This window comes from Wolbachia endosymbiont of Oedothorax gibbosus (assembly GCF_936270435.1).
In the GTDB taxonomy this organism is placed as follows: domain Bacteria; phylum Pseudomonadota; class Alphaproteobacteria; order Rickettsiales; family Anaplasmataceae; genus Wolbachia.
In genome coordinates, this window is sequence record NZ_OW370567.1 from 592,562 (window position 1) to 613,593 (window position 21,032).

Sequence of the window (21,032 nt, forward strand, 5' to 3'; positions counted from 1 at the left end):
AGATGAAGTTCAATACAAGGATTTTAAACTATATCAAAAGCAATTTTATTTTCTACTTTATTCATATAGATTCTTAATTTCTTTCCTTTTATTAATTTACGATTCAGTATTTCTTCCGCTAAGTAACTTTTTATCTCTTTTTCAATAAGTCTCTCTATCGGACGTGCTCCCATTTCCTTACTATAACCCATTTGTACAAGATAAGATTTCACTTCATCTTCTACCAAGCAGTTTATGCCTTTTTGCGTCAGCTGCTTTTTCAGTTCCTGAATAAATTTATCTACAATATGCAAAATCACATCCGTACTTAAGTCAGAAAAAGAAATAATCGCATCAAGACGATTACGAAATTCAGGGCTAAAAACCTGTTCTATTGCTTTTTCGCTATCACCAATATTAAAATTTTTATGCCCAAAGCCAACAAAACTTTTGCTGCGTTCAACTGCTCCTGCATTAGTTGTCATAATTAAAATTATATTGGAAAAGTTAACTTTACGTCCGTAAGTGTCTGTAACACAACCATAATCCATAATTTGTAGCAATATATTATAGATATCGCTATGTGCCTTTTCAATTTCATCAAGCAGTACAACACTATATTGATTGTTAGATACAGACTCTGTGAGTAATCCACCCTGATCATAACCTACATATCCAGGAGGAGAACCAATCATCCTGGATATCGTATGAGATTCAATATATTCGGACATATCAAAACGTATAAGATTCATGCCCATGCTTTCTGCTAATTGTTTTGCTAGCTCGGTTTTACCAACACCGGTTGGCCCTGCAAAAAGATAATTTGCTAAAGGCTTATTGTAATTTCTCAACCCAGATTTAGCAATTTTAATAGAATTAACAAGAGATTCTATTGCCTGCTCTTGGCCAAAAATCACCTTTTCTAGATTAGCTTTTAAAGACTTTACTTTCTGCAAATCATCAGATTCAGATCCGCAAGGCACATTTGTAATTCTAGTAATGGTATTCTTAATATCTCTACTATTTACAATTTTACCCCTGTTTCTTAGCAATTTACAATATGCCCCTGCCTCATCAATAACATCAACCGCTTTATCAGGTAATATTCGCCCAGTAATATACTTATGCGAAAGTTCAGCCGCAGACCTAATGGCATTCTTTGTATAATATACTCCATGATACCCTTCATAGTAGTGCTTTATGCCATCTAGTATCTTTATCGTTTCATTAACAGAAGATTCTTTAACATTAATTTTTTGAAACCTTCTCGCTAGTGCTTTATCTTTTTCAAAACTAGCGCTGTATTCTCTATATGTGGTTGCACCTATACAACGCAGTGTACCTCTTGCAAGCGCAGGTTTGAGTAGGTTACCTGCATCAAGAAAGCTACCACTTGTAGAACCTGCTCCAATGATAGTGTGTATTTCGTCAATAAAAAGGATAGTACCTGGTTTTGCCTCAATCGCTTTTATTATAGATTTTATTCTCTCTTCAAAATCACCTCTATAGCGTGTCCCTGCAAGGAGTGATCCTAAATCCAAAGCATAAATTATACTGGACCTGAGCGCACTCGGAACACTGCCTTCAATGATCTTTAATACCAAACCCTCAACTATTGTTGTTTTGCCAACACCTGGGTCTCCAACATATAAAGGGTTGTTTTTTCTACGCCTCAATAATATTTCTATAGTACGATTTAATTCATAATCACGACCAATAACATAATCTATTTTTTTGCTTCTTGCATAGTCATTTAAATTTTTACAATAACTTTGTAGAATTTCCTCATCTTTTAGTAGCTCACCTTTATTTACTGTAGTAGGAGCATCATTATTTTTATCAAGTTTTACTTTATGATTGGTGGTGTATTCATCCATATCGTTAGAGTATTTCATATTAGATATGTGGTAAATCAAATTGGAATCTTTCGCACTTTGTTTCTGCAATAGATCTTCAACGTATAAATCTTGCCCAGACAAAATTTCTACTAGAACGTTTGCTCCATTTATTTCTTTTTTTCCCAAGCTATGAGCCCGTATTATTGCTCTGTGTATTATGCATTGAAACATTGAGCTAGGTTTAACTCCACTGATAATCAATTCAGAACTGCTTTGTAAAAACCCTTTTACATTATTATTATAATCATTAGCCTTAATATTGCACCTTGATAGAATGTTATCCATATTTATGATTTCATCGGCTCTGATATTACATCTTGACAAAACGTAATTTACATCCACGTCTTTAGTTAACGCCAGCAATAAATGTTCTACCTTTGCATATTTAAGATTAAAATTAGAAGCAATGAGTAGTGCTCTATTCAAACTTGCCTCTAAGTTTTTGGAAATCATCTCCTATTCTCTCTAAAAGTGGGAACTCATATATAATGAATAGCACATAATTATTAAAAAAATTGAAATTCAGCAGTTTGCTGTAGCCAATTTGAATTCCCACACGTCATACCGCCGCGGCGCTAACAAGTAGCGGGATGACGGTTGTCGGTAAATCTAAGTCAGTTTAGCTATATGCTTTTAATTCCCCCAAAAGGAGAATTAAATATGTGAAATTCTAGTTGATATAATTTAATGAATGGTTAATTTTAACTATTAATTTATTTAAGAGACTTTGATGATATTTAACCCACTCGCTTTTCTATTTTCCATGTCGCGATGAGCTTGAATTATTTCATCAAATTTATATTTTTTATTGATCCGTACAGTTAAAAGTTTTTTTCTTATCATCTCGAAGATTTCCATTGTGGTAAGCACTAATGTGAATCTATCATGCTTGTAATGATATATTGAGGTTCCAGTTGCAAATAACGAACGTGAACTAAGTAAAGAAAAACTAATAGGAGCGTTACCTGATATCTGCCCATAGGAAACGTGTATGCCGAACCTGCCTAAAGATTCAAAAGAGAGCTTGCTTGTAGCGTAACCTATGGGGTCATACACTGCACCTACTCCTCTGTTTTGCGTAATCTCCATAACTTTAGAAACGAAGTCTTTATCATTGTAGTTTATTGCGTATGTGCAGCCACTTTGTAAAGCTATCTTCATTTTTTCATCAGAGCTTACAGAGCCTATCACTACACCTTTTTTATCCTTTGCCCATTGGCATATTATTTGTCCTAAACCACCATTAGCTCCATGAACTAATACAAAAGCACCAGGCCTGATTTTATAAGATTGATTAACTAAATAGTGAGCTGTCATACCTTTAAACAGCACTGCAGCGGCAACTTCATCAGATATATCATCTGGAATTTTTATCAGATATTTCTGGTGTATAATGCGCTTTTCACAATATGCCCCTGGAGGAGCTGTGCAATATCCAACTCTGTCTCCAACCTTAAATCCATCACTGATTTTTTTACCAAGCTTTTCAATCACTCCCACTGCTTCTACCCCAAGCACTGATGGCAAATCTTTAATTTTGCGCATACCTTTTCTGTGTTCTAAATCATAACGATTTAAGCCGATAGTTGTGTGACGTATTAAGACTTCCTCGCCTTTTGGCTCACCTATATTCTTATCTACAAATTCTAATACTTCTGGTCCTCCAGTTTTTTTAATTTGTATAGCCCTAACCATGATGAATGTAAGTAAAAACTTTGATTATGTTATCTAATAATTAATATTTTGCAAAATGTTATTTACAGTTTATATACTATATAAGCGTATATTAATAGTTTTAAGGTATAAATTATGATGGATAGAGAAAATTTGCTTTATAGTGTTTTGTGTAATGTGTTGCATAAAGTGAATGGAGATAACGATTTAGATATTAGTAATGTAATAAAAAAAATAAAAGAAAGGCTAGAAAGTGGAATGCGAACTTCAAGCAAAGAAAACGATTATGAATATTTATACACTTCTTGGGAAAAAAAAGGTTTTGATGTTAATCACAAATTTGATTTGAAAGACTTTGATAACTGTCCAGTAGATAGTCTCTTTTCTATTGCTATTAATTACAAACCTTCCGTTTTACCAAATCTAGCACAAGTTTTAATAAAAGCAGGGGCTAACGTGCAAAACGAAAAAGGATATTTACATGCCTGCGCTTTGATGCGTTTTCCAGACATGTTAAAGGCTCTCATAGAAGCGGGGGTAAGTGATAGCCCACATGAACGCTACGGTGGAAATACCGCTTTAGAGTGTGTTACTGAATTATATGGTACAGATAAGTCAATTAACTGCGAAGATTGCTGTAAGATTCTAATTAAGCATACATTAGAAAAAAATCCCAACATAGAAATGTCAGATTCTGTAAAAAATAATAAGGAGTTGGCTAAGTATTGGAATGCTTGTGAAGCAAATAATGAAGGATGGGAATTGATTACACCAAGCACTGAGACACAAGTAGTCAGTGCGCAAAAAGCAAATAAGAGCTCCTGCTCAATTCAATAGATCTGTGTTGCATAACTATTATTTGAATAACAACGCACGTATCTGTTCAGAGCATCGCAAATATTGAAGCAAAAGTGGTCAGTGCTTGACACATGACTTGTATCTAGTTCTTATTATACAACTACCTAGTGTACTCGTTTCTAATTGAGTTTTCTGGATCCCAGTGTCAGCTACTTGGATGACACCAATGAGTGATAGAAAGTTCTGTAAGAAGTCATTAATTGCAAAAATTTAATGTAAGTGGTAAAGTAGAACCACTGAATAAAAAACATATGTTAATTAATACAACGTCGGAGCTGGAGGACATGTGTGAGGGGTTGATAGCAAAAAAGCCGAAATTTATAGCAGTTGACACGGAGTTCATTAGAAATAATTTAACCTACTACCCAAAATTATCGTTAATTCAAATTTCTTACGGAGAGAAGAGTTTTATTGTAGACGCATTAGTACCAGAAATTGATTTGTCATTCATTAAGAAAATAATGCTGAATCAAGAAATAACTAAAGTGTTTCATAGCTGCCGGCAGGATATAGAATCCTTACTCACTGTGTTTAAATGTATTCCCACTCCCATTTTTGATACCCAAGTTGCTGCTATGTTTTGCCATTATTATCATGACTTTATTGGTTACTCAAAAGTAGTAGAGCAATATCAAGGAATAGCACTGGATAAAATTAAAGCTAAAAATTCAGACTGGTTAAGAAGGCCGTTATCTGAGGATCAATTAGATTATGCAATAAACGACGTGGTATACCTATATGACCTACACCAAATATTGTGCAATAAACTTGAAGAAAATAATAGAATGGGTTGGTTTCAAGAAGAGATGGAATCAGTGGTCGATATAAATAAGTATTTGCATAATCCAAAAGATGCATGGAAGAGGATTAAATTTAATTATGAAGCAAATCCAAGGTTGATATTAACTGTAAAAGCAGTTAGTGAGTGGCAAGAGACCTTAGCACAGTGTTATAATATAAACCGTAATAAAATAATCAATAATGCTGTAATAATTGGTTTAATTGAAAAAAACGTGGAACATATTAATGAAATTTTAGATGATCTAAAAGAAAACGCAGAAAATATAAAAGATGAAGATTTATTGGAATTTATAAATATTTTCAATGAAAATGAGAAAAATTGGATACAGCAAAACAACACCTTACCGAATAATTATGACAAATCTGTATTTGATATACTCTCAATTATTTTAGATAGTAAATGTAAGGAAATTAACATGTCAAGGAAATTAGTTTCTTCAAAAGACGAGTTAATTGGGTCAATATCTAGACAGACAGATAAATTATTCAAGGGGTGGAGATATGATTTTTTTGGCAAGTCAGTTGAATCATTTTTGAACACAAGCTCAAAATTTGAGATTTCAGCAGTGAAATCCGCAAATAATACAACTAAAATTCGGAGTAATTTGGTGGAGAATAACTGTTGCTAAAGTAACTTAGATTTATCGACAATCGTCATCCCGCTACGTGTTAGCGGCTAAGAGATACCGCGGCGGTATGACGGTTAAGTAGGGTGTCATCCCAGTGCCCAGACACTGGGATCCAGGAAAATTGATTGTAAACGAGCAAACATTTTCGATAAAATTACCAAAAAGCTAGATCCCAGACTGGGATGACAAGAGAGGGAGGCTACTGGGATGACAGCTACCTTGACAACCGTCATCCCGCTGCTTGTTAGCGCTTACTATTACCCACAAGTATAGAATTCATGAGCAAGTCTCCATCCTTCTGCTAAATCAAAGAGACGTTTCCATCCCTTCCACAAAGCTATAGGGCCTGGTTCTAAGTCATTTTTGCGAGCTAAAAACCCTCCTAACTTGCCCACCCACCTCACAATTTCTCTTATAGGTGGTGGAGTCTCAGGATAGTTTTTTGTCTTAAGCATTTTGGTATATAAAACCTTCCATTCGTCATCAGTCAGTATGACAGTGCAAGAAAGATTCGGATTTGTTCTAGCTACCAATGTGATAAAAAATATTCTCCATGCAATTATACTCATAATTGTAAGAAAGCGGATTAATCTATCTGCTGTTTGGAGCCTACATTCTTCAACTTTAAGACCGGATTTCAAAATTTTATGAAAAACCTCTATTCTCCATCTTAAGCAATACCATTGTATTTTTTCTACTGCTTCTTCAAAATTATTAATATTTATATTTGTCAACAAAACCCAGTTCATAGGCTCTTCGCCAAATGGGGGGTGTTTTTCTATAACATAGACAGCATTTAAACTTAAATTAGGAAGTTTTTGGGTTTTACGTCTAGCATTATTTTTTGATGCATTCATCACAAAGTTACTAAACTTTACTTCTAAAACTGTTGTTCTTTGAGGTTTATCATTGCGAGCAGACTTGTATTTCTCCTTGACAAGACATGCAAATCCCACAACCTTTCACCACCTTTTTCAGAATAAGTCGACTTCTTATTTACTGTTCTGTTTTGATTTCCTCTTACTACAAAAAGAGATTGATTAGTGGAAGCGACTTCAAATAAATCATAAATATCTGCTTCTCTATCGCAAACGGTAACTACCTTAACGTTCTTTAATCCAGGATGGTGAGTAGAATCTTTAAGTGCACCGTATGCTTTCTTCCTCTTCTATGGGAAGAGCAGTATTATGGCTTCTTCTTTTCAACTCCTTTAGGTCTTCAGCTAAGGAAGGTCTAGTACTAATTTTTTGATCTAATAATCCTATAGGTAGCCCTTCTGTTGTAACTGCAAACGTTGTATGCATCACTAATCCATGGGTTTTAAAATTAGTTGTTTTAGATGTTAATCTTGCTGCTATAATCCCTAATCCTTCGGTCTTTTTATGATTTTTATATGAAATATAACTCGTGTCTTGGATAGCTAAGATGGTTGAGTGTTCCTTAGCTCTTTCAACAGTTTTAATTATATGACTGTCTAATATCTTTCTTTCAGAAATGGCATCGTTTTGGAAAAATCTATAAGCTGCTTTACTTTGATGCCAATCTTCACAAGCTTGATTTATTGAACGCTCAGGTGATTCAGCAAAACTATTAACTATTTTTAAAAGCCTCTTACTTAATCTTATATCACCAAAATTAACAATTCCAAATTCACTTTCTGCCCATTCGCCAGTTGAGGTATTTATATTTCTTTCCATCATATATTCCATTTTTAGACCATAGATCTATTTATAATAGAAAGTTGCATTAGTAAAATAGCAGCTTTTTCACCATTTATAGATTTATGGGTAATAGTAAGTTGTTAGCGGCCAAGTGACGGTATGACGTAAAGCTACGTGTTTAGGTTTAATGAATCCACTATTTTTTTTACTTGAGAAAAAACATACTCTTTGCTTACACTGTTATCGATAATAAAGTCACTCATCTTCCTTTTTTCCTCAATAGATAACTGAACATTGAAGATTAAATTTAGCTTTTCTTTATCTATGTTGCGTTCGTTAAGTCTTTGAGCTTGCACAACGCTATCTGCATGAACAAAAACAATAAGGTCGCAATATAAATGAAGTTTTGTTTCCAGCAGAAGTGGAACATCTAAAACTAAAAGCTTTCTATCGATCTTTTTTTCCTTAGCAATAAAAAATTCTAATTCACGCAGCGCAGCAGAGTGAACCAAAGATTGAAATTGTTTCCAATTTTCATCGTAGGCTAAGAAATATTTAGACAGTACTGTTCTACCTATTTCACCATTTACTACCACTCCAGGAAAATTTTTCTCTGCATAGCTTATTATGCTCTTGTCCACTCTATAAAGCTGGTGCACGACATGATCAGCATCAAACACAGCAGCACCAAACTCTTTAAAGCAATTGGCTACAAAGCTCTTTCCTACTCCAATTCTACCTGTTAGACCTATGATCATATAGCAAAAATACATTAGACTTCTTTTGAAACTATAGCTAAGATTTCTATATATATTAACTAAATTTTCTAGATTCCAGTACTGATTCTGTATCAAAAACGTTTGTTTTAGCATAAAACAGCTACCTTTAGCTCAGTATGCTTACTTATAATCAAAATTCCTGGATACCAGTGCTTGCATCTACCCAGTTCATGTTAGCTATAACAAAATAGAAAAAAAAGCAAAAGAAACCCCATCTCTCGACTATAATGTTCGGATCAAACAATAACTATGCAAAAGACCTAATAATATATATAATTATAAATAATTTTTGAGGTAAATTATGAAACTAGGTGTTAACATTGACCATGTTGCAACCCTTCGCAATGCGCGTGGGACTTCTTATCCAGATCCATTAAAAGCAGCAGAAATAGCAATTGATGCTGGAGCAGACTTTATTACCGTACACTTACGAGAAGATAGAAGGCATATTAGAGATGAAGATGTATTTAACCTAAAAAAAAGCATTAACACTGAGCTAAATCTTGAAATTGCAGCCACAAAAGAGATGCTTGAAATAGCAAAAAAGATAAAGCCCTATTCAATTAACATAGTACCAGAAAAAAGAGAAGAATTAACAACCGAAGGCGGTCTGGATATCGTTAAGATGTACAGCAAACTTTCTAGTATAATAGAGGAAATACATAGCTCTGGCATAAAAGTCTCACTGTTTATCGATCCAAATATTAATCAACTAAAATATCTTGAGAAGCTAGAGATAAAGCCTGACATAATAGAAATTCATACAGGGGATTACTGTGATAATCCATCAGAGAAAAAGTTACAGTTAATTACTAATGCTGCAGAGTACATCAATAAATTAGGAATAGAATGCCACGCAGGACATGGCATAACTTATAAACACGCTAAGAAGATGACAAGAGTACCTCACATCTCAGCTCTTAACATAGGCCACTATTTAATTAGCGAAGCTGTATTTTACGGCTTACACAGCGTAGTAAAAACAATGAAAATGACAATGTCTAACTAACTGCTGCTTTTTCCTTCTCATTTAAAATACTTAAAAGAGTTTGGCTTGCTTTAAATTTTACCCTTGTCTTTTTAGGAACAGTCATGATCTCACCATTTTGGGGGTTACGACATTGTTTCTCCTGACTTATAGCAGTAGAAAATGTTCCTATCCCATGCAGACGTATTTCACCTTTCCCATGCAGCTCATTCTTTATTATTTTAATAAACGCATCATGAATCTTGCTCAAATCAGATTTCGTTATATCTATATTCTGACCAGAACAATCTTCCTTTAATTGTTTTATTATATCTTCTTTACTCATAAATTACCTTAATATTGAAAAATCACACAAATAGCATATTATGTTGACACCGATAGTCAACTAAATTCATCACAAAAATAGAGGATATCATACACTTTTGCAAATATTTGTATAATACTTACAAAAAAACACCCTTATAAAATAACTATCTCTTAGAAAATTGACACTTTTTCCGAGCTTTATGTTGACCATATTTCTTACGTTCAACAACACGTGAATCTCTAGTTAAGAACCCACCATTACGCAATATGGAATGCAAATCTTGGCTTATGCTACTTAAAGCTCTGCTTATTCCATGGGCTAGAGCACCTGCTTGACCAGATAGCCCTCCACCTTTTACAGTTGCAAATACATCATATTTGTCTAACGTAGAAGTTGCTACAAATGGCATTTTCACTATTTGGCACACTGACTCTCTTTTAAAATAAGAAATTAGATCGCCTTTTTTGTTAACACTAAATTTTCCACTTCCTGGCTTTATCCATACTCTTGCTACAGATTCTTTTCTTCGGCCTGTAGCATATAAACGACCAAGCGAATCAACTGCTGACTTAATTGTCTTTTCTGACCAATCATTGTTATTTATTGTAGAACTCTTCATTTTTACTCCATTACTTTTTATTTTTACGATTCAAAGAGGCAAAATCTATCTTTTCAGGTTGCTGTCCTTGATGTTTATGCTCTGAACCAGAATAAACATACAAATTTTCAAAGCGTCTACGTGCCATAGGGCCATCATCAAGCATCCTTTTCACTGCCATTTTTATTACACGCTCAGGAAATTTGCCATTTAAAATATTATCTGGAGTAGTTTTTTTTAAACCACCAGAATAACCTGTATGCTTATAGTAAATTTTATCTTTAAGCTTCTTACCGGTAAAATGCACCTTTTCTGCATTGATAATAATTATATTATCACCACAATCCATATGAGGTGTATACTCAGGTTTATGCTTTCCACGTAATAGTGTTGCTACAAATGCTGCGAGCCTCCCTACCACTAATCCTTCTGCATCTATGACAAACCACTTTTTATTGATTTGTTTCTCTTTTAAGAAAAAAGTCTTCATTATTTGATCCAACAATAGTAAGCTATAATATACTTAATTTCTCAATAGTGTCAACAATATTAGTTATTGATTATTAAAGTAATTTATGTTAGTAATTGAGCTACGCAGCCAATATGCATAGGAAGTAGAATGTTTCGATTGATTATCACACTTGCGATCATTTTTAGTACTATAAGTTGCTATGCAACCGATGTGGGAGAAGTTATAAGCAAAGCCATCAAAAATAGCTCAAAAATAAAGTCTCAATTTTACCAATATAAAAGCACAGAAAAACAGCTTAAGTATTCTGGGTTAGCTGGATTTTTACCTGACATTAATTTGCAATACAATTTCGATAGTAACTTTAATCTTGATACATCTGAAAAAAACCTTACATTGCGCCAGAAATTAATCGATGGCGGTGGCACCTTTGCCACATTCAGTCGATCAAGTCATCTTCTCAAAGCAGAAAAAATGCGATTTCAACAGTTAAAACAAGAGCTTGCACTTAATGCTGTGAAAGCATATGTTAGTGTTTTACAAAAGACAGAAATATTAAAGCTCAGAGAACATAAAGAACGCGTTTCTTTGGAGCATTTGTCAGCTATGAAAAAACGTTTTTCCCTTGGAGAAGTTACTAACGCTGAAGTTTTGCTAGCAAAAGCAAAATTTTCGTCTTCTATATCCGAAAGAGTTGATGCTGAAGGTAAATTAAAATTGGCAAATATTGCTTATTATCATTTGATTGGCGAAGATGCTGATGACCTTTCTGAAGCTAATGATAAACTACCTTCTGTTCCAGAGCTAAATGAATGTTTACAATTAGCAAAAACCAATAATTTATCTCTAAAAGCAGCAGTTTATCAAAAAAGAGCAGCCGGAATGGAAGTGATCGCTGAAAGCTCCAAATGGCTTCCTTCTTTAAATCTAAGCGCAAGCAAAAATTTTGGGGAGGATGGTATGAAGGTAGACAAACTATTAGAAAATGTTCATGTAGTTTTTACTCTTGATGTTCCAATCTTTAAAAGAGGAGTTAATGCTTTTGGTGTCAGTAGAGCTAAAATGGATGCAAAAAAATCTACCTACGATTATTATGAAGCGGTAAAAAATATAGAACAAGCAGTTGTAAATGCTTGGAATAATGTGCTGACAGCAAAGGCCATTATCAAAGCAAGTCAAGAAGCGGAAAAAGCAGCATCTCTAGCATTGGAAGGAGTTGAGCAAGAGGTAAACTTAAATTTAAAGAGTACATCTGACCTTTTGGACACTGAAGATGCATTATTTAAAGCACGTTCAGACTTAGTTGAAGCAAAAAGCAATTATGTGATTAGTGTTTACAACTTGCTTTTTATGATAAATATTATAAACCTCTAAATTTAATGGTATTAGCACTATGCATGATGAACAAGGCAATCAATCTGTAAAAGATATTCTAGAAGATATAAAAAAAGCTATATCGGGTAAAAACGCAAAAGCAGAAATAAAGGATGAAAGTGATGATGTGTTATACCTTGAGGAAGAGTATCCAGAAGACATGGAAGAAGATGGCAAAAAAGAAAATGATAAAGAAGAGGACATTGATAATGATGACCAAAGTGAGGAAATGGCTTGCAACAATAACCAATTTAATGGCCATAGCTACAATTCAGAAGAAAAAAAAGATATTTATTTGTACGATAATATCCAAATGAGTAATAACAAAGCGAGTAATAGCGGCTTACAAGCGCAAAATAACGATCATCTAATTTTAAAAGAGAATATGGAAGAGATCAAAGCGTTGCTTGGAAAAATGCAAAACGAATTGCAGCATAAACAACAAAAAAGAGCGAATCTTACTGTTGAAGAATTAGTTACATCTCTTTTAAAACCTCAGCTTTCAGAATGGCTGAATAAATATCTACATGCACTGGTAAAAGAAGTAGTTGAAAAAGAGCTCAAAGATATAATCAATAATAAGTAGGGTATTAGCAATAAAAACTAGAGTAAAGACGGCTAGAGGCAGAAAACTATCTTCAACAAGGTGGCTACATCGTCATTTGAATGATCAGTATGTGCGAAAAACTAGCAAGGATGGTTATAGGTCACGCTCAGCATATAAGCTGGTAGAAATGGATAATAAATTTAAATTATTCCAAGAAGGGCAAAAAATTATTGATCTTGGTGCTTCTCCTGGTGGATGGTCACAAGTCGCGTCTCAGAAAGGTGCAAATGTAGTTGCTCTTGACATGAAACCAATGAACGCAATTAATGGAGTAGAGTTTATACAATGCGATATTATCAATGACCTTGAAATTTTAAGAGAAAAATTCAAGGATCAAAAATTTGATGTAATTTTATCTGATATGGCGCCCGAATCTTGTGGTTTAAAATCGTTGGATCATATCAGAATTATGCTTTTATGTGAGGCAGCGCTCAATTTTGCAAAGCATTTCTTGAGCCATGGTGGCACGTTTGTAGTAAAAATTTTCCAAGGAGAATCTGATAAAGATTTTTGTAACGAGCTGAAAAAAATGTTTAAAACAGTAAAATACTTTAAACCAAAGTCAAGTAGATCTGAATCTACAGAAATGTATTTGGTAAGTTTAGGCTTTATTGGCAGCAGACCTTCTATATAGTATTAACCCAGGTAGTCCGCAGAAGCGAAAAACTTCCTTGACAAACTCCGCCAGCCCCCTTATCATGGTACTGAAGGTATTCAGTTATCTTTATCTGTGCAGATTAAACAGCAAGAAAACAACGTAGTTGGCGTCTTATTTTTAATTTTTTGCACTATGTGCACCTTATGTCTTCACAGTATTGCTAGCTATATAAGCTGAAACGCGCTGTTTAAGACAGTATAGTACGCCAATTTGCAGGATTAGGAAGTGAACACTAATTACCACGGGGTTTCTTTTGCCTTTTTTTCTGCTTAGTAAATTTCTTAAACATTTAAACTAAGGTGAGTTGCACTTAAAAGCAGCTAAATTGCAGTGTTTAAGACTTAAAAAACGCCAATACTGAAAATAGACAATGACCAGGGCTTCTTTTGCCTTTTTTTTTATTTGGTAAATTTCTTAAATATTTATAGCTAAACGACAATCGTCATCCCGCAGCGGGATCTAGAGATACCGCGAATGAATCGCGGTATGACGGTTCGCGGCGGCATGACAATAAGCTCGTCATCCCGATACGTGTTAGCGGGATCTCTTGTTAGCGGATGAGATACCGCAAATGAATCGCGGTATGACGGCTAAGTAGGGTGTCATCCCAGTGCTTGACACTGGGATCCAGAAAAATTGATTGTAAACAAACGACTATACAACATTTTCAATAAAATTACAAAAAAGCTGGATCCCAGTGTCAAGCACTGGGATGACATCATAGAGGCGCTGGGATGACATCATAGGGGCACTGGGATGACAGGCTAGCCTGTCATCCCGCTACGTGTTAGCGGATGAGATACCGTGACGGTATGACGTAGGATTGCTGTCATTTCGCTGCTTGTTAGCAGGATCTGCTGAGGCCGCAGCGGTATGACGATTCGCGGTGGTATAGCTACAGAAAACTTGTATAGATTTTTTCTACTTCTATGATATCATAAGCCTGTAATGATAAAATGAGTAAATATGGATAAGTCAGCGTATGAGATCATAGAACATGAGTATGATGTGGTAGTAGTAGGTGCAGGTGGAGCAGGGCTCAGAGCAACGCTTGGGATGGCTGCAACTAATTTTTCAGTTGCCTGCATTTCTAAAATTTTCCCTACACGAAGTCATACAGTTGCAGCACAAGGCGGAATTAGTGCAGCTTTAGGTAATATTGGTGAAGACGATTGGCGCTGGCATGCATATGACACAATAAAAGGTTCAGACTGGCTTGGTGATCAAGATGCAATAGAATATATGTGTAAAAACGCTGCTAAAGCTGTTATTGAACTTGAAAATTTTGGCGTACCTTTTTCTCGTACAGAAGATGGCAAAATATACCAGCGCTCTTTTGGTGGAATGACAACTAACTTTGGTAAAGGAAAATCAGCTCAACGCACTTGTGCAGCGGCAGATAAAACTGGGCACGCAATCCTTCACACTCTATATCAGCAGTGTCTTAAATTCAACGCTGAATTTTTTGTTGAATACTTTGTGATTGATTTAATTATGGATAGCGAAACATGCTGCGGAGTTCTTGCTTGGTCGCTATGCGACGGTACATTACATAAATTTCGCGCACATTCGGTGGTGCTAGCAACAGGTGGATATGGACGTGTTTATTTCTCTGCAACAAGTGCGCATACCTGCACAGGTGATGGTAATGGCATGGTGGTGAGAGCTGGGTTACCACTTGAAGATATGGAATTTGTACAATTTCATCCAACAGGAATATATGGCTCAGGGTGCTTGATGACAGAAGGGTGCCGTGGAGAAGGGGGGTACCTCGTTAATTCTCAGGGCGAAAAGTTTATGGAACGTTACGCACCAAAAGCAAAAGATTTAGCTTCCCGTGATGTGGTAAGTCGTGCAATAACAATTGAAATTAGAGAGGGAAGGGGAGTTGGACCGAAAAAAGATCATATGTATTTAACTATAGCGCATCTTGATCCGGAAGTAATAAAACTCAGATTGCCGGGCATCAGCGAAACCGCAAGAACTTTTGCTGGAGTTGATGTCACTAAAGATCCAATACCGGTCATTCCGACTGTTCACTATAACATGGGTGGCATTCCAACCAATTATCATGGAGAAGTGATCACGCTGAAGCAAGGTAAGGAAGAAGTGGTAGATGGACTATTTGCAATTGGAGAAGCTGCGTGTGTCTCTGTGCACGGTGCAAATCGACTTGGTTCTAACTCGCTTCTTGATCTTGTGGTTTTTGGTAGAGCTGCAGCGCTCAGAGCAAAAGAGAAATTAAAGCCCAATACACCACATAAAAAATTACACTCAGACTGTACAGATTGGATAATAGATAGGTTTAATAAAATGCGATTTGCTTCTGGAAAGTTTAGGGTGGCAAAAATACGCAGCGAAATGCAGAACACTATGCAAAAGTACGCATCAGTGTTCCGTGTTGCTGAAGTTTTAGAAGAAGGTAAAAAAGCTATAAAAAAGGTAGCAAAAATGATGCCTGATATTTCACTTGAGGATCGCAGTATGATGTGGAACAGTGATTTAGTTGAAGCATTGGAACTTGCTAACATGATCCCACAAGCGGTTATTACCATGGAATGCGCAGCCAATCGAAAGGAGAGCAGAGGTGCCCATGCTCGTGAAGACTTTCCTGAACGTGATGACAAAAACTGGATGAAGCACACTATAGCGTGGCTTGAAGAAAAGAAAGGGCAGATCAATGTAAAAATTGATTATAAAAAAGTGGCTGAAAAAACTCTGAGCGATGAAATTGACTTCATCGCTCCAGAGAAGAGGGTTTACTAGTTATATTGTTAACACATCTGCGGGAGATTTTGTTGATGTATCTTTCATTGCACTTTTTGGTCTTCTTGCACGTTTTCTCTGTTGTTTATTGTCAACATGGTCCTTTGTTTCATTACTTGATTTTTTAAGAAATTCCTTAATACGACTCCGTGAAGTGAAAATAAAATATGCAGATATAGCAGCAACTATGATACAAATGGCCGCTACAGGTGCCATTGCCCCATTAAAGGCAGCAGCAGTTGCTATTCCAATAACAGCAAACATTATTGCTAATGCTGGCCCTTTATGGATTATCGTAGATGCTGCCTTCCCTATAGAAGAACCTGTTCTTTTAACACCAGACTGACATTTTTTTAAAGGAGTTTTACAGTGGTATTCTTTCTCAAGTTCCTCTTTCAATTCTCTAGCTTTTTCTTGTGCTTTATGCGGAGTCTTCGGATAATCTTTTAAACCACATAAAGTTAGATAATACTTTCTAGTATCAAATTCTTCACCTTCCAACTCCAGAGAACGGGGATCAGCGCCCATTTCTAGCAGCATTGCACAAAACTTCGTTGTATTGCTATAACTAACTGTTGGATCAAAAATTTTTCCTTTCTTTAGATATTTAGTTCCTCCTTTCCTCGCTTTTGTTTTTAGCGCCACTCGTAGAGGCGTGTTTTCTTTCTGGTTGGTAGCATTCATAGCTTTTCTCAATTGATCTTGAGGTATCACTCCTTTTTCTACTAAATTCAAAATCAACTTCAAATATGCAACTTTTTGCTCTCCTTTCAGTAAAGCAATATGATGTAAAGCATTGTTGCCATTTGTGTCTTTCAGGCTAATATCTGCCCCTTTCTGTAGTAATTCCTCAAAAAGTTTTTTATCATTATTTTCAATTGCTGAATGTAATTGATAATTATCATTACTATCTGGAGTATTTATGGTATACTCTATACTTTCTTTGGTTTTTGTTTCTGTATTGGTTTTTATTTCTGGCTTTAATTTAGATTTCTTTCCTTGCTCTGCTAACTCTTCTAAGAAATTACGGTAGTATGTCTTTTGCTCTTCTTTTAAGCCTTGTAATTTTTCTTCAGACAACTGCAAATCATCAATATTTGCTCCTAATTTGAGCAATTGTATAGCAGATACTCTTGTATTGTCGTAGTGTGGTATAAGTTTTCTAGGTGTAAGTTTAAAACTATGTTTTTCTTTTGTTACTTTACTAAGTAACAATGCTTGCAGTGGTGTTTGACCGTCGCCATTTTTATCATTTACAGCTTTTTCAAGTTGTGCTTTAAGTTCTTCCTTCTCACTTACACCTAGTACTGTATTTAAAAAATTAAACTTTTGTTTTCTCTTTGATTTTATTATTAGGTGCAAAATATTATTTCCTTCTTTATCTTTTACACTGCTAATATCCGTGCAACCTTCCAGATACTCTTTAAATTCCCCTTGATTTCCACTTTCAATTGCTCTGAATATCTTATCAGTATTGCTGTTCGTTATCCCGTCGGTTTTCTCCACTTCTTGGTCTTCATTTGCCGTGCGGGAGATTGGTGCATCCAATTTCTCATCAGCAGGATCATCTTCAGCTTCGCTACTGTTGCCGCTTTCGATTCCACTGTCTCCATTGTAAATCGTCATCCCGTTGTCTTTCTCTACTCCTTGCCCTTCACTTATTGTGTTAGCACTACTGATTGAATGCTTCTTACTAGCGTTATGATCATCTTCAGTTTCGCTACTGTTGCCGCTTTCGACTCCACTGTCTTCACTCTCTATACTCCCTCTACGACTTTGAGCAATGTTATCAGGATTGCTGCTCTGGCTAATAATTCCTGAAATTACTTGTTCTATTTCCTTTTTTTTTGCTTGGTCTAGTCCCTTATTCAACGCTGGAAGAAAGTGTTGGATATAATACTCATAATATTCTGGCGATTGTTTTAATTTAATTAATACCTCAGTTAATACCTCAGGACTAGCCCCTTTTTTGAACAACCTCTTGCATTTTGTGAGAGTCCTGTCTTTCCCAACTTCTGGGTTTAGGTGTTTGTGCTTTCTTTTTGTTACCTTTGCTATTATAGCAGTGAGCAGTTCACTGTCGCATAATAATTCATTTTCATTTTTTGTCATACCAAAGCCTCGCTAAAAATTAACTATTTGTGTATCCTTGTAGTTGTAGGTGTTAACAATTTGAGATTGAGAACTAACAACTAAAAAGTTAGATTTAAATTTTAAAATGTTGTATATGTAATCGAAATACAGGCAGAAGAGCGTTTCTGCTAGTATCATAGTTAAACCTCACTTCAACGATTATCTACTATTTTAAATGTTTAGTTTTAAGAAAGGATAAATATTGGTATATAGCTAAGTGAACAGGTGCAAAATGTGCTATACCGCGGCGCTAACGAGTAGCAGAATGACGGCATATCAAATTGTAGCTAGCTATAGAACGTTCCCTACTAGCTTATTTATAAATTGGCGTAGTATTGATATATCGCTCATTTTAGTAGCTGGATTTTCTGTATATTCTGATTGACTTGATGATTTTTGCACCTCTTGCTCTTCTAAATCGTTGGACTTATTTTCTATATCCTTAACAGAGTTATTGCATTGTGTATCATTTTTTGGTGCGTTATCTTGAAGTGTAAGTTGCTTTTCTTCAGTAAACTTTCCTTTAATTTTTCCAAATCCTTCATAAATATTTTCTAAATTCAAGTAAATAAGATAACAAACTCCAATAACTGCTATAATAGATGAGGCAGTTGCAATTGTAATACTTCCTTGAGAAGCGCTGAATATTACCGCACAGGCTAAAGCAGTAAATACAAGCGTTGTCACTACTTTACAAACAACATTATTGACATACTTCACAATATCGCGTGCTTTTAACTTCTTGCCAAAATTGCACTTCAGTTCAGTTCTCATATCATCTGGAATAAGCGCTCTACCCATTGATTTCTCTATTCCTTTTATAGTTTTATAATACTCTTTGCTCCATAATCTTTCGGGTAGTATTAACTGCTTTGGGTCAACACCATTCTGCAATAATTTTACACAGAACTTGATCGTGTTATCACGGCTCTTAGGATTGACCAAATTATGTTTATTTTTTGTCGTCTTAGTAATTAGCGCTACTTGTAGTGGTGTGCGTTCTTTTTCGTTAGTGGCGTTTGCAGCTTTACTAAATTTCTCTTTTTCCACCGAATTTAAAATCAACTCTAAACATGTAACTTTTTGTTCTCCTTTGAATGAAGCAATATAGTGAAGAGCATTTTTTCCATCTTTATCTTGCACAGTAATATCTGCACCATTTTGTAGAAATAACTCTAAGGCTTTATACCTATTTGTTTTTTCAAATTTTCTATCTGTACATGATCGATCCTCATTTTTTTCTTTTATATGCTGAAGCAACTGATGAAGAGGTGTTTGCTGTTCTTTGTTTGGAGTATTTACCAGTTTTTTGTTTTTTTCTAGTATAAGCTTAGTAAAGTCATACTTTGCTCTCCCATCTAATTCTACAGCACAGTGTAAGACCGTATTACCATCTGCATCTTTAGTAGTGATATCATAACCACTTTGTAATAGCTCACTAAATTTATTTTTGTCTTTATCTCTATTCGAAACTGTTTTATGTAATGGATAGCCATCGTAGACAATATCTGCAACTTTAGTTATTACCGAGTTTTTTGTCTCTTGGTTTAACTCAGACTTCTTTGATAATTTTACTAACTTTTTTAGGAATTTAAGATAGTATTCATTTTGCTCTTTAGGTAATTTTTTTAAGCTTTCCTCAGGTAATTCTAACTGACCTGGACTAGCTCCATGCCTTAACAATTTCACGAAAAACTTAAGTGTGTTATCGTTACTTCGAATTGTATGAGACACATGTTTTTCTTTTGTTATCTTGTTAATTAGTGCCACCTGAAGAGCGTCCTGATTTTCACTATTAATGAGTTGTGCTAAATCTTCCTTGGTGAACGTTTTTATTAGGATATCCAGAAACTTGCATTTCTGTTTCTTTTCCAACGACACGATAAGGTGTAAAATATTGTTGTCTTTTTCACCTTTCACACTATTAATATCCGTACAATTTTTTAGATATTTTTCAAATTTCCTGTTATTTCCATTTTTGATCGCTTTTAGTAATAGAGCATTGCTATTTGTTATTTCGTTGCTTATTTCTACTTTATGATCATCTTCAATATCGCTACCGTAGCCACTCTCTGTTTCACTGTCCCTACGATCATTTTTGTTACAATATCTGCTATTATAAGTAATTTCAGAAATTACTTGTCCTATTTCCTCTTTTTTTATAGGGTCTAGTTCTTTCGATATTTTTCTATTCAATACCGGAAGAAAGCATTGGACATAATACCTATAATATTTTTCTTGTTCTCTAAGTGATTCTTCTAATTTAGTTAATACTTCAGAGCTAGCACCTTCCTCAAATAACCTTTTGCACTTCTTGAGGGCTCCATCTTGACCTCTTGGTTTTTCATGCTTGTGTTTTTCTTTTTTTACCTTTCTCTCTATAGTGCCATACAATTGCTCGTCTTTTTCTTTTCTCTCCCACTCTCGCTTTTCATTTTTATCTATGTATTCATCTAATTTTTTTGCATTAGTAGCTAGTGCACTTAGATCTATACTCATACCAAAACCTCAATATTAAAAGCTATTTAAGTTGTCAGCTAAGATTCAATTTTTTTAATTAAGTCAAACGTTGTATATAGCTAACAAAGCCCGCTTCTGTCATCCTATGATAGGATCCAGTCTAAAAAATCTGGATTCCAGCGTCACGCGCTGGAATGACAACTTAAGATATCGCCTATAATTAACCATAAACATATTTCGGTAAACCTAAGTTACTTTTAGCTATATGTAGTTGAAATACAGATAGAAAGGCAGGTAAGAAGGCAGAAAATTAACTTCTGTAAGAAAGTTTGCCGTCATAGTTAAACCTCACTTGAACAGTTATCTACTATTTTAACCATTTTGTCTTAAAAA

The 21,032-nt window shown here is 35.0% G+C and carries 15 protein-coding genes and 1 pseudogene; 7 read left to right on the forward strand and 9 right to left on the reverse strand.

Annotation, left to right across the window (positions count from 1 at the left end; all coding sequences use genetic code 11):
* Window positions 1–23: 23 nt before the first annotated feature.
* Complete coding sequence (locus NBW39_RS02990; protein ID WP_250295566.1) at window positions 24–2,330, reverse strand: AAA family ATPase; 2,307 nt, start codon at window positions 2,328–2,330, stop codon at window positions 24–26.
* A 264-nt stretch (window positions 2,331–2,594) separates the two neighbouring features.
* Window positions 2,595–3,572, reverse strand: coding sequence for a quinone oxidoreductase family protein (locus tag NBW39_RS02995; protein WP_250295567.1), 978 nt, complete (start codon window positions 3,570–3,572; stop codon window positions 2,595–2,597).
* 168 nt (window positions 3,573–3,740) lie between these two features.
* Here NBW39_RS02995 and NBW39_RS03000 point away from each other — a divergent pair, with 168 nt between their 5' ends.
* On the forward strand, window positions 3,741–4,388 hold the full coding sequence (locus tag NBW39_RS03000) for an ankyrin repeat domain-containing protein (protein WP_250295568.1): 648 nt from the start codon (window positions 3,741–3,743) through the stop codon (window positions 4,386–4,388).
* A gap of 272 nt (window positions 4,389–4,660) precedes the next feature.
* Window positions 4,661–5,839, forward strand: coding sequence for a ribonuclease D (locus NBW39_RS03005; RefSeq protein WP_250295743.1), 1,179 nt, complete (start codon window positions 4,661–4,663; stop codon window positions 5,837–5,839).
* Between the two features lie 257 nt (window positions 5,840–6,096).
* On the opposite strand, the pseudogene NBW39_RS03010 reads toward NBW39_RS03005, so the two are convergent.
* Window positions 6,097–7,539: pseudogene (locus tag NBW39_RS03010) on the reverse strand (IS4 family transposase).
* Window positions 7,540–7,670: 131 nt separating this feature from the next.
* A complete protein-coding gene (gene coaE, locus NBW39_RS03015; protein ID WP_250295744.1) occupies window positions 7,671–8,258 on the reverse strand; it encodes a dephospho-CoA kinase in 588 nt (195 codons plus the stop codon).
* 322 nt (window positions 8,259–8,580) lie between these two features.
* On the opposite strand from coaE, the gene NBW39_RS03020 reads away from it, so the two are divergent.
* Entirely contained in the window at window positions 8,581–9,288 is a 708-nt protein-coding gene (locus NBW39_RS03020) for a pyridoxine 5'-phosphate synthase (protein WP_250295569.1), read from the forward strand.
* Here NBW39_RS03020 and NBW39_RS03025 read toward each other — a convergent pair.
* The 3 genes from NBW39_RS03025 to rplM form a co-directional block, all read right to left on the reverse strand.
* Complete coding sequence (locus NBW39_RS03025) at window positions 9,281–9,592, reverse strand: HU family DNA-binding protein (protein ID WP_250295570.1); 312 nt, start codon at window positions 9,590–9,592, stop codon at window positions 9,281–9,283. The genes NBW39_RS03020 and NBW39_RS03025 overlap by 8 nt on opposite strands.
* A 145-nt stretch (window positions 9,593–9,737) precedes the next feature.
* Window positions 9,738–10,193: a 30S ribosomal protein S9 gene (gene rpsI, locus NBW39_RS03030; RefSeq protein ID WP_250295571.1), complete on the reverse strand. Its 456-nt coding sequence runs from the start codon at window positions 10,191–10,193 to the stop codon at window positions 9,738–9,740.
* 10 nt (window positions 10,194–10,203) lie between these two features.
* A complete protein-coding gene (gene rplM / locus NBW39_RS03035) occupies window positions 10,204–10,662 on the reverse strand; it encodes a 50S ribosomal protein L13 (protein ID WP_250295745.1) in 459 nt (152 codons plus the stop codon).
* A gap of 129 nt (window positions 10,663–10,791) precedes the next feature.
* Between rplM and NBW39_RS03040 the strand changes: the two genes are divergently transcribed.
* The 4 genes from NBW39_RS03040 to sdhA all read left to right on the forward strand — a co-directional run bounded on the left by NBW39_RS03040 (window position 10,792) and on the right by sdhA (window position 16,046).
* A complete protein-coding gene (locus NBW39_RS03040) occupies window positions 10,792–12,015 on the forward strand; it encodes a TolC family protein (RefSeq protein WP_250295572.1) in 1,224 nt (407 codons plus the stop codon).
* Window positions 12,016–12,034: 19 nt separating this feature from the next.
* Entirely contained in the window at window positions 12,035–12,601 is a 567-nt protein-coding gene (locus NBW39_RS03045; RefSeq protein ID WP_250295573.1) for a PopZ family protein, read from the forward strand.
* A 76-nt stretch (window positions 12,602–12,677) separates the two neighbouring features.
* Complete coding sequence (locus NBW39_RS03050) at window positions 12,678–13,256, forward strand: RlmE family RNA methyltransferase (protein WP_250295574.1); 579 nt, start codon at window positions 12,678–12,680, stop codon at window positions 13,254–13,256.
* Between the two features lie 990 nt (window positions 13,257–14,246).
* The gene (sdhA, locus tag NBW39_RS03055; RefSeq protein WP_250295575.1) at window positions 14,247–16,046 is read left to right on the forward strand and encodes a succinate dehydrogenase flavoprotein subunit; all 1,800 of its coding nucleotides are present in this window, start codon (window positions 14,247–14,249) and stop codon (window positions 16,044–16,046) included.
* On the opposite strand, the gene NBW39_RS03060 is transcribed toward sdhA, so the two are convergent.
* Window positions 16,047–18,158, reverse strand: coding sequence for an ankyrin repeat domain-containing protein (locus NBW39_RS03060; protein WP_250295576.1), 2,112 nt, complete (start codon window positions 18,156–18,158; stop codon window positions 16,047–16,049).
* 312 nt (window positions 18,159–18,470) lie between these two features.
* The gene (locus tag NBW39_RS03065) at window positions 18,471–20,678 is read right to left on the reverse strand and encodes an ankyrin repeat domain-containing protein (RefSeq protein WP_250295577.1); all 2,208 of its coding nucleotides are present in this window, start codon (window positions 20,676–20,678) and stop codon (window positions 18,471–18,473) included.
* Window positions 20,679–21,032 lie beyond the last annotated feature (354 nt).

Bases quoted from the DNA above. Each gene is read 5' to 3' on its own strand.
- NBW39_RS02990 (WP_250295566.1), bottom strand. From the start codon at position 2,330: ATGATTTCCAAAAACTTAGAGGCAAGTTTGAATAGAGCACTACTCATT.
- NBW39_RS02995 (WP_250295567.1), bottom strand. From the start codon at position 3,572: ATGGTTAGGGCTATACAAATTAAAAAAACTGGAGGACCAGAAGTATTA.
- NBW39_RS03005 (WP_250295743.1), top strand. From the start codon at position 4,661: ATGTTAATTAATACAACGTCGGAGCTGGAGGACATGTGTGAGGGGTTG.
- coaE (WP_250295744.1), bottom strand. From the start codon at position 8,258: ATGATCATAGGTCTAACAGGTAGAATTGGAGTAGGAAAGAGCTTTGTA.
- NBW39_RS03020 (WP_250295569.1), top strand. From the start codon at position 8,581: ATGAAACTAGGTGTTAACATTGACCATGTTGCAACCCTTCGCAATGCG.
- NBW39_RS03025 (WP_250295570.1), bottom strand. From the start codon at position 9,592: ATGAGTAAAGAAGATATAATAAAACAATTAAAGGAAGATTGTTCTGGT.
- rpsI (WP_250295571.1), bottom strand. From the start codon at position 10,193: ATGAAGAGTTCTACAATAAATAACAATGATTGGTCAGAAAAGACAATT.
- rplM (WP_250295745.1), bottom strand. From the start codon at position 10,662: ATGAAGACTTTTTTCTTAAAAGAGAAACAAATCAATAAAAAGTGGTTT.
- NBW39_RS03040 (WP_250295572.1), top strand. From the start codon at position 10,792: ATGTTTCGATTGATTATCACACTTGCGATCATTTTTAGTACTATAAGT.
- NBW39_RS03045 (WP_250295573.1), top strand. From the start codon at position 12,035: ATGCATGATGAACAAGGCAATCAATCTGTAAAAGATATTCTAGAAGAT.
- sdhA (WP_250295575.1), top strand. From the start codon at position 14,247: ATGGATAAGTCAGCGTATGAGATCATAGAACATGAGTATGATGTGGTA.
- NBW39_RS03060 (WP_250295576.1), bottom strand. From the start codon at position 18,158: ATGACAAAAAATGAAAATGAATTATTATGCGACAGTGAACTGCTCACT.
- NBW39_RS03065 (WP_250295577.1), bottom strand. From the start codon at position 20,678: ATGAGTATAGATCTAAGTGCACTAGCTACTAATGCAAAAAAATTAGAT.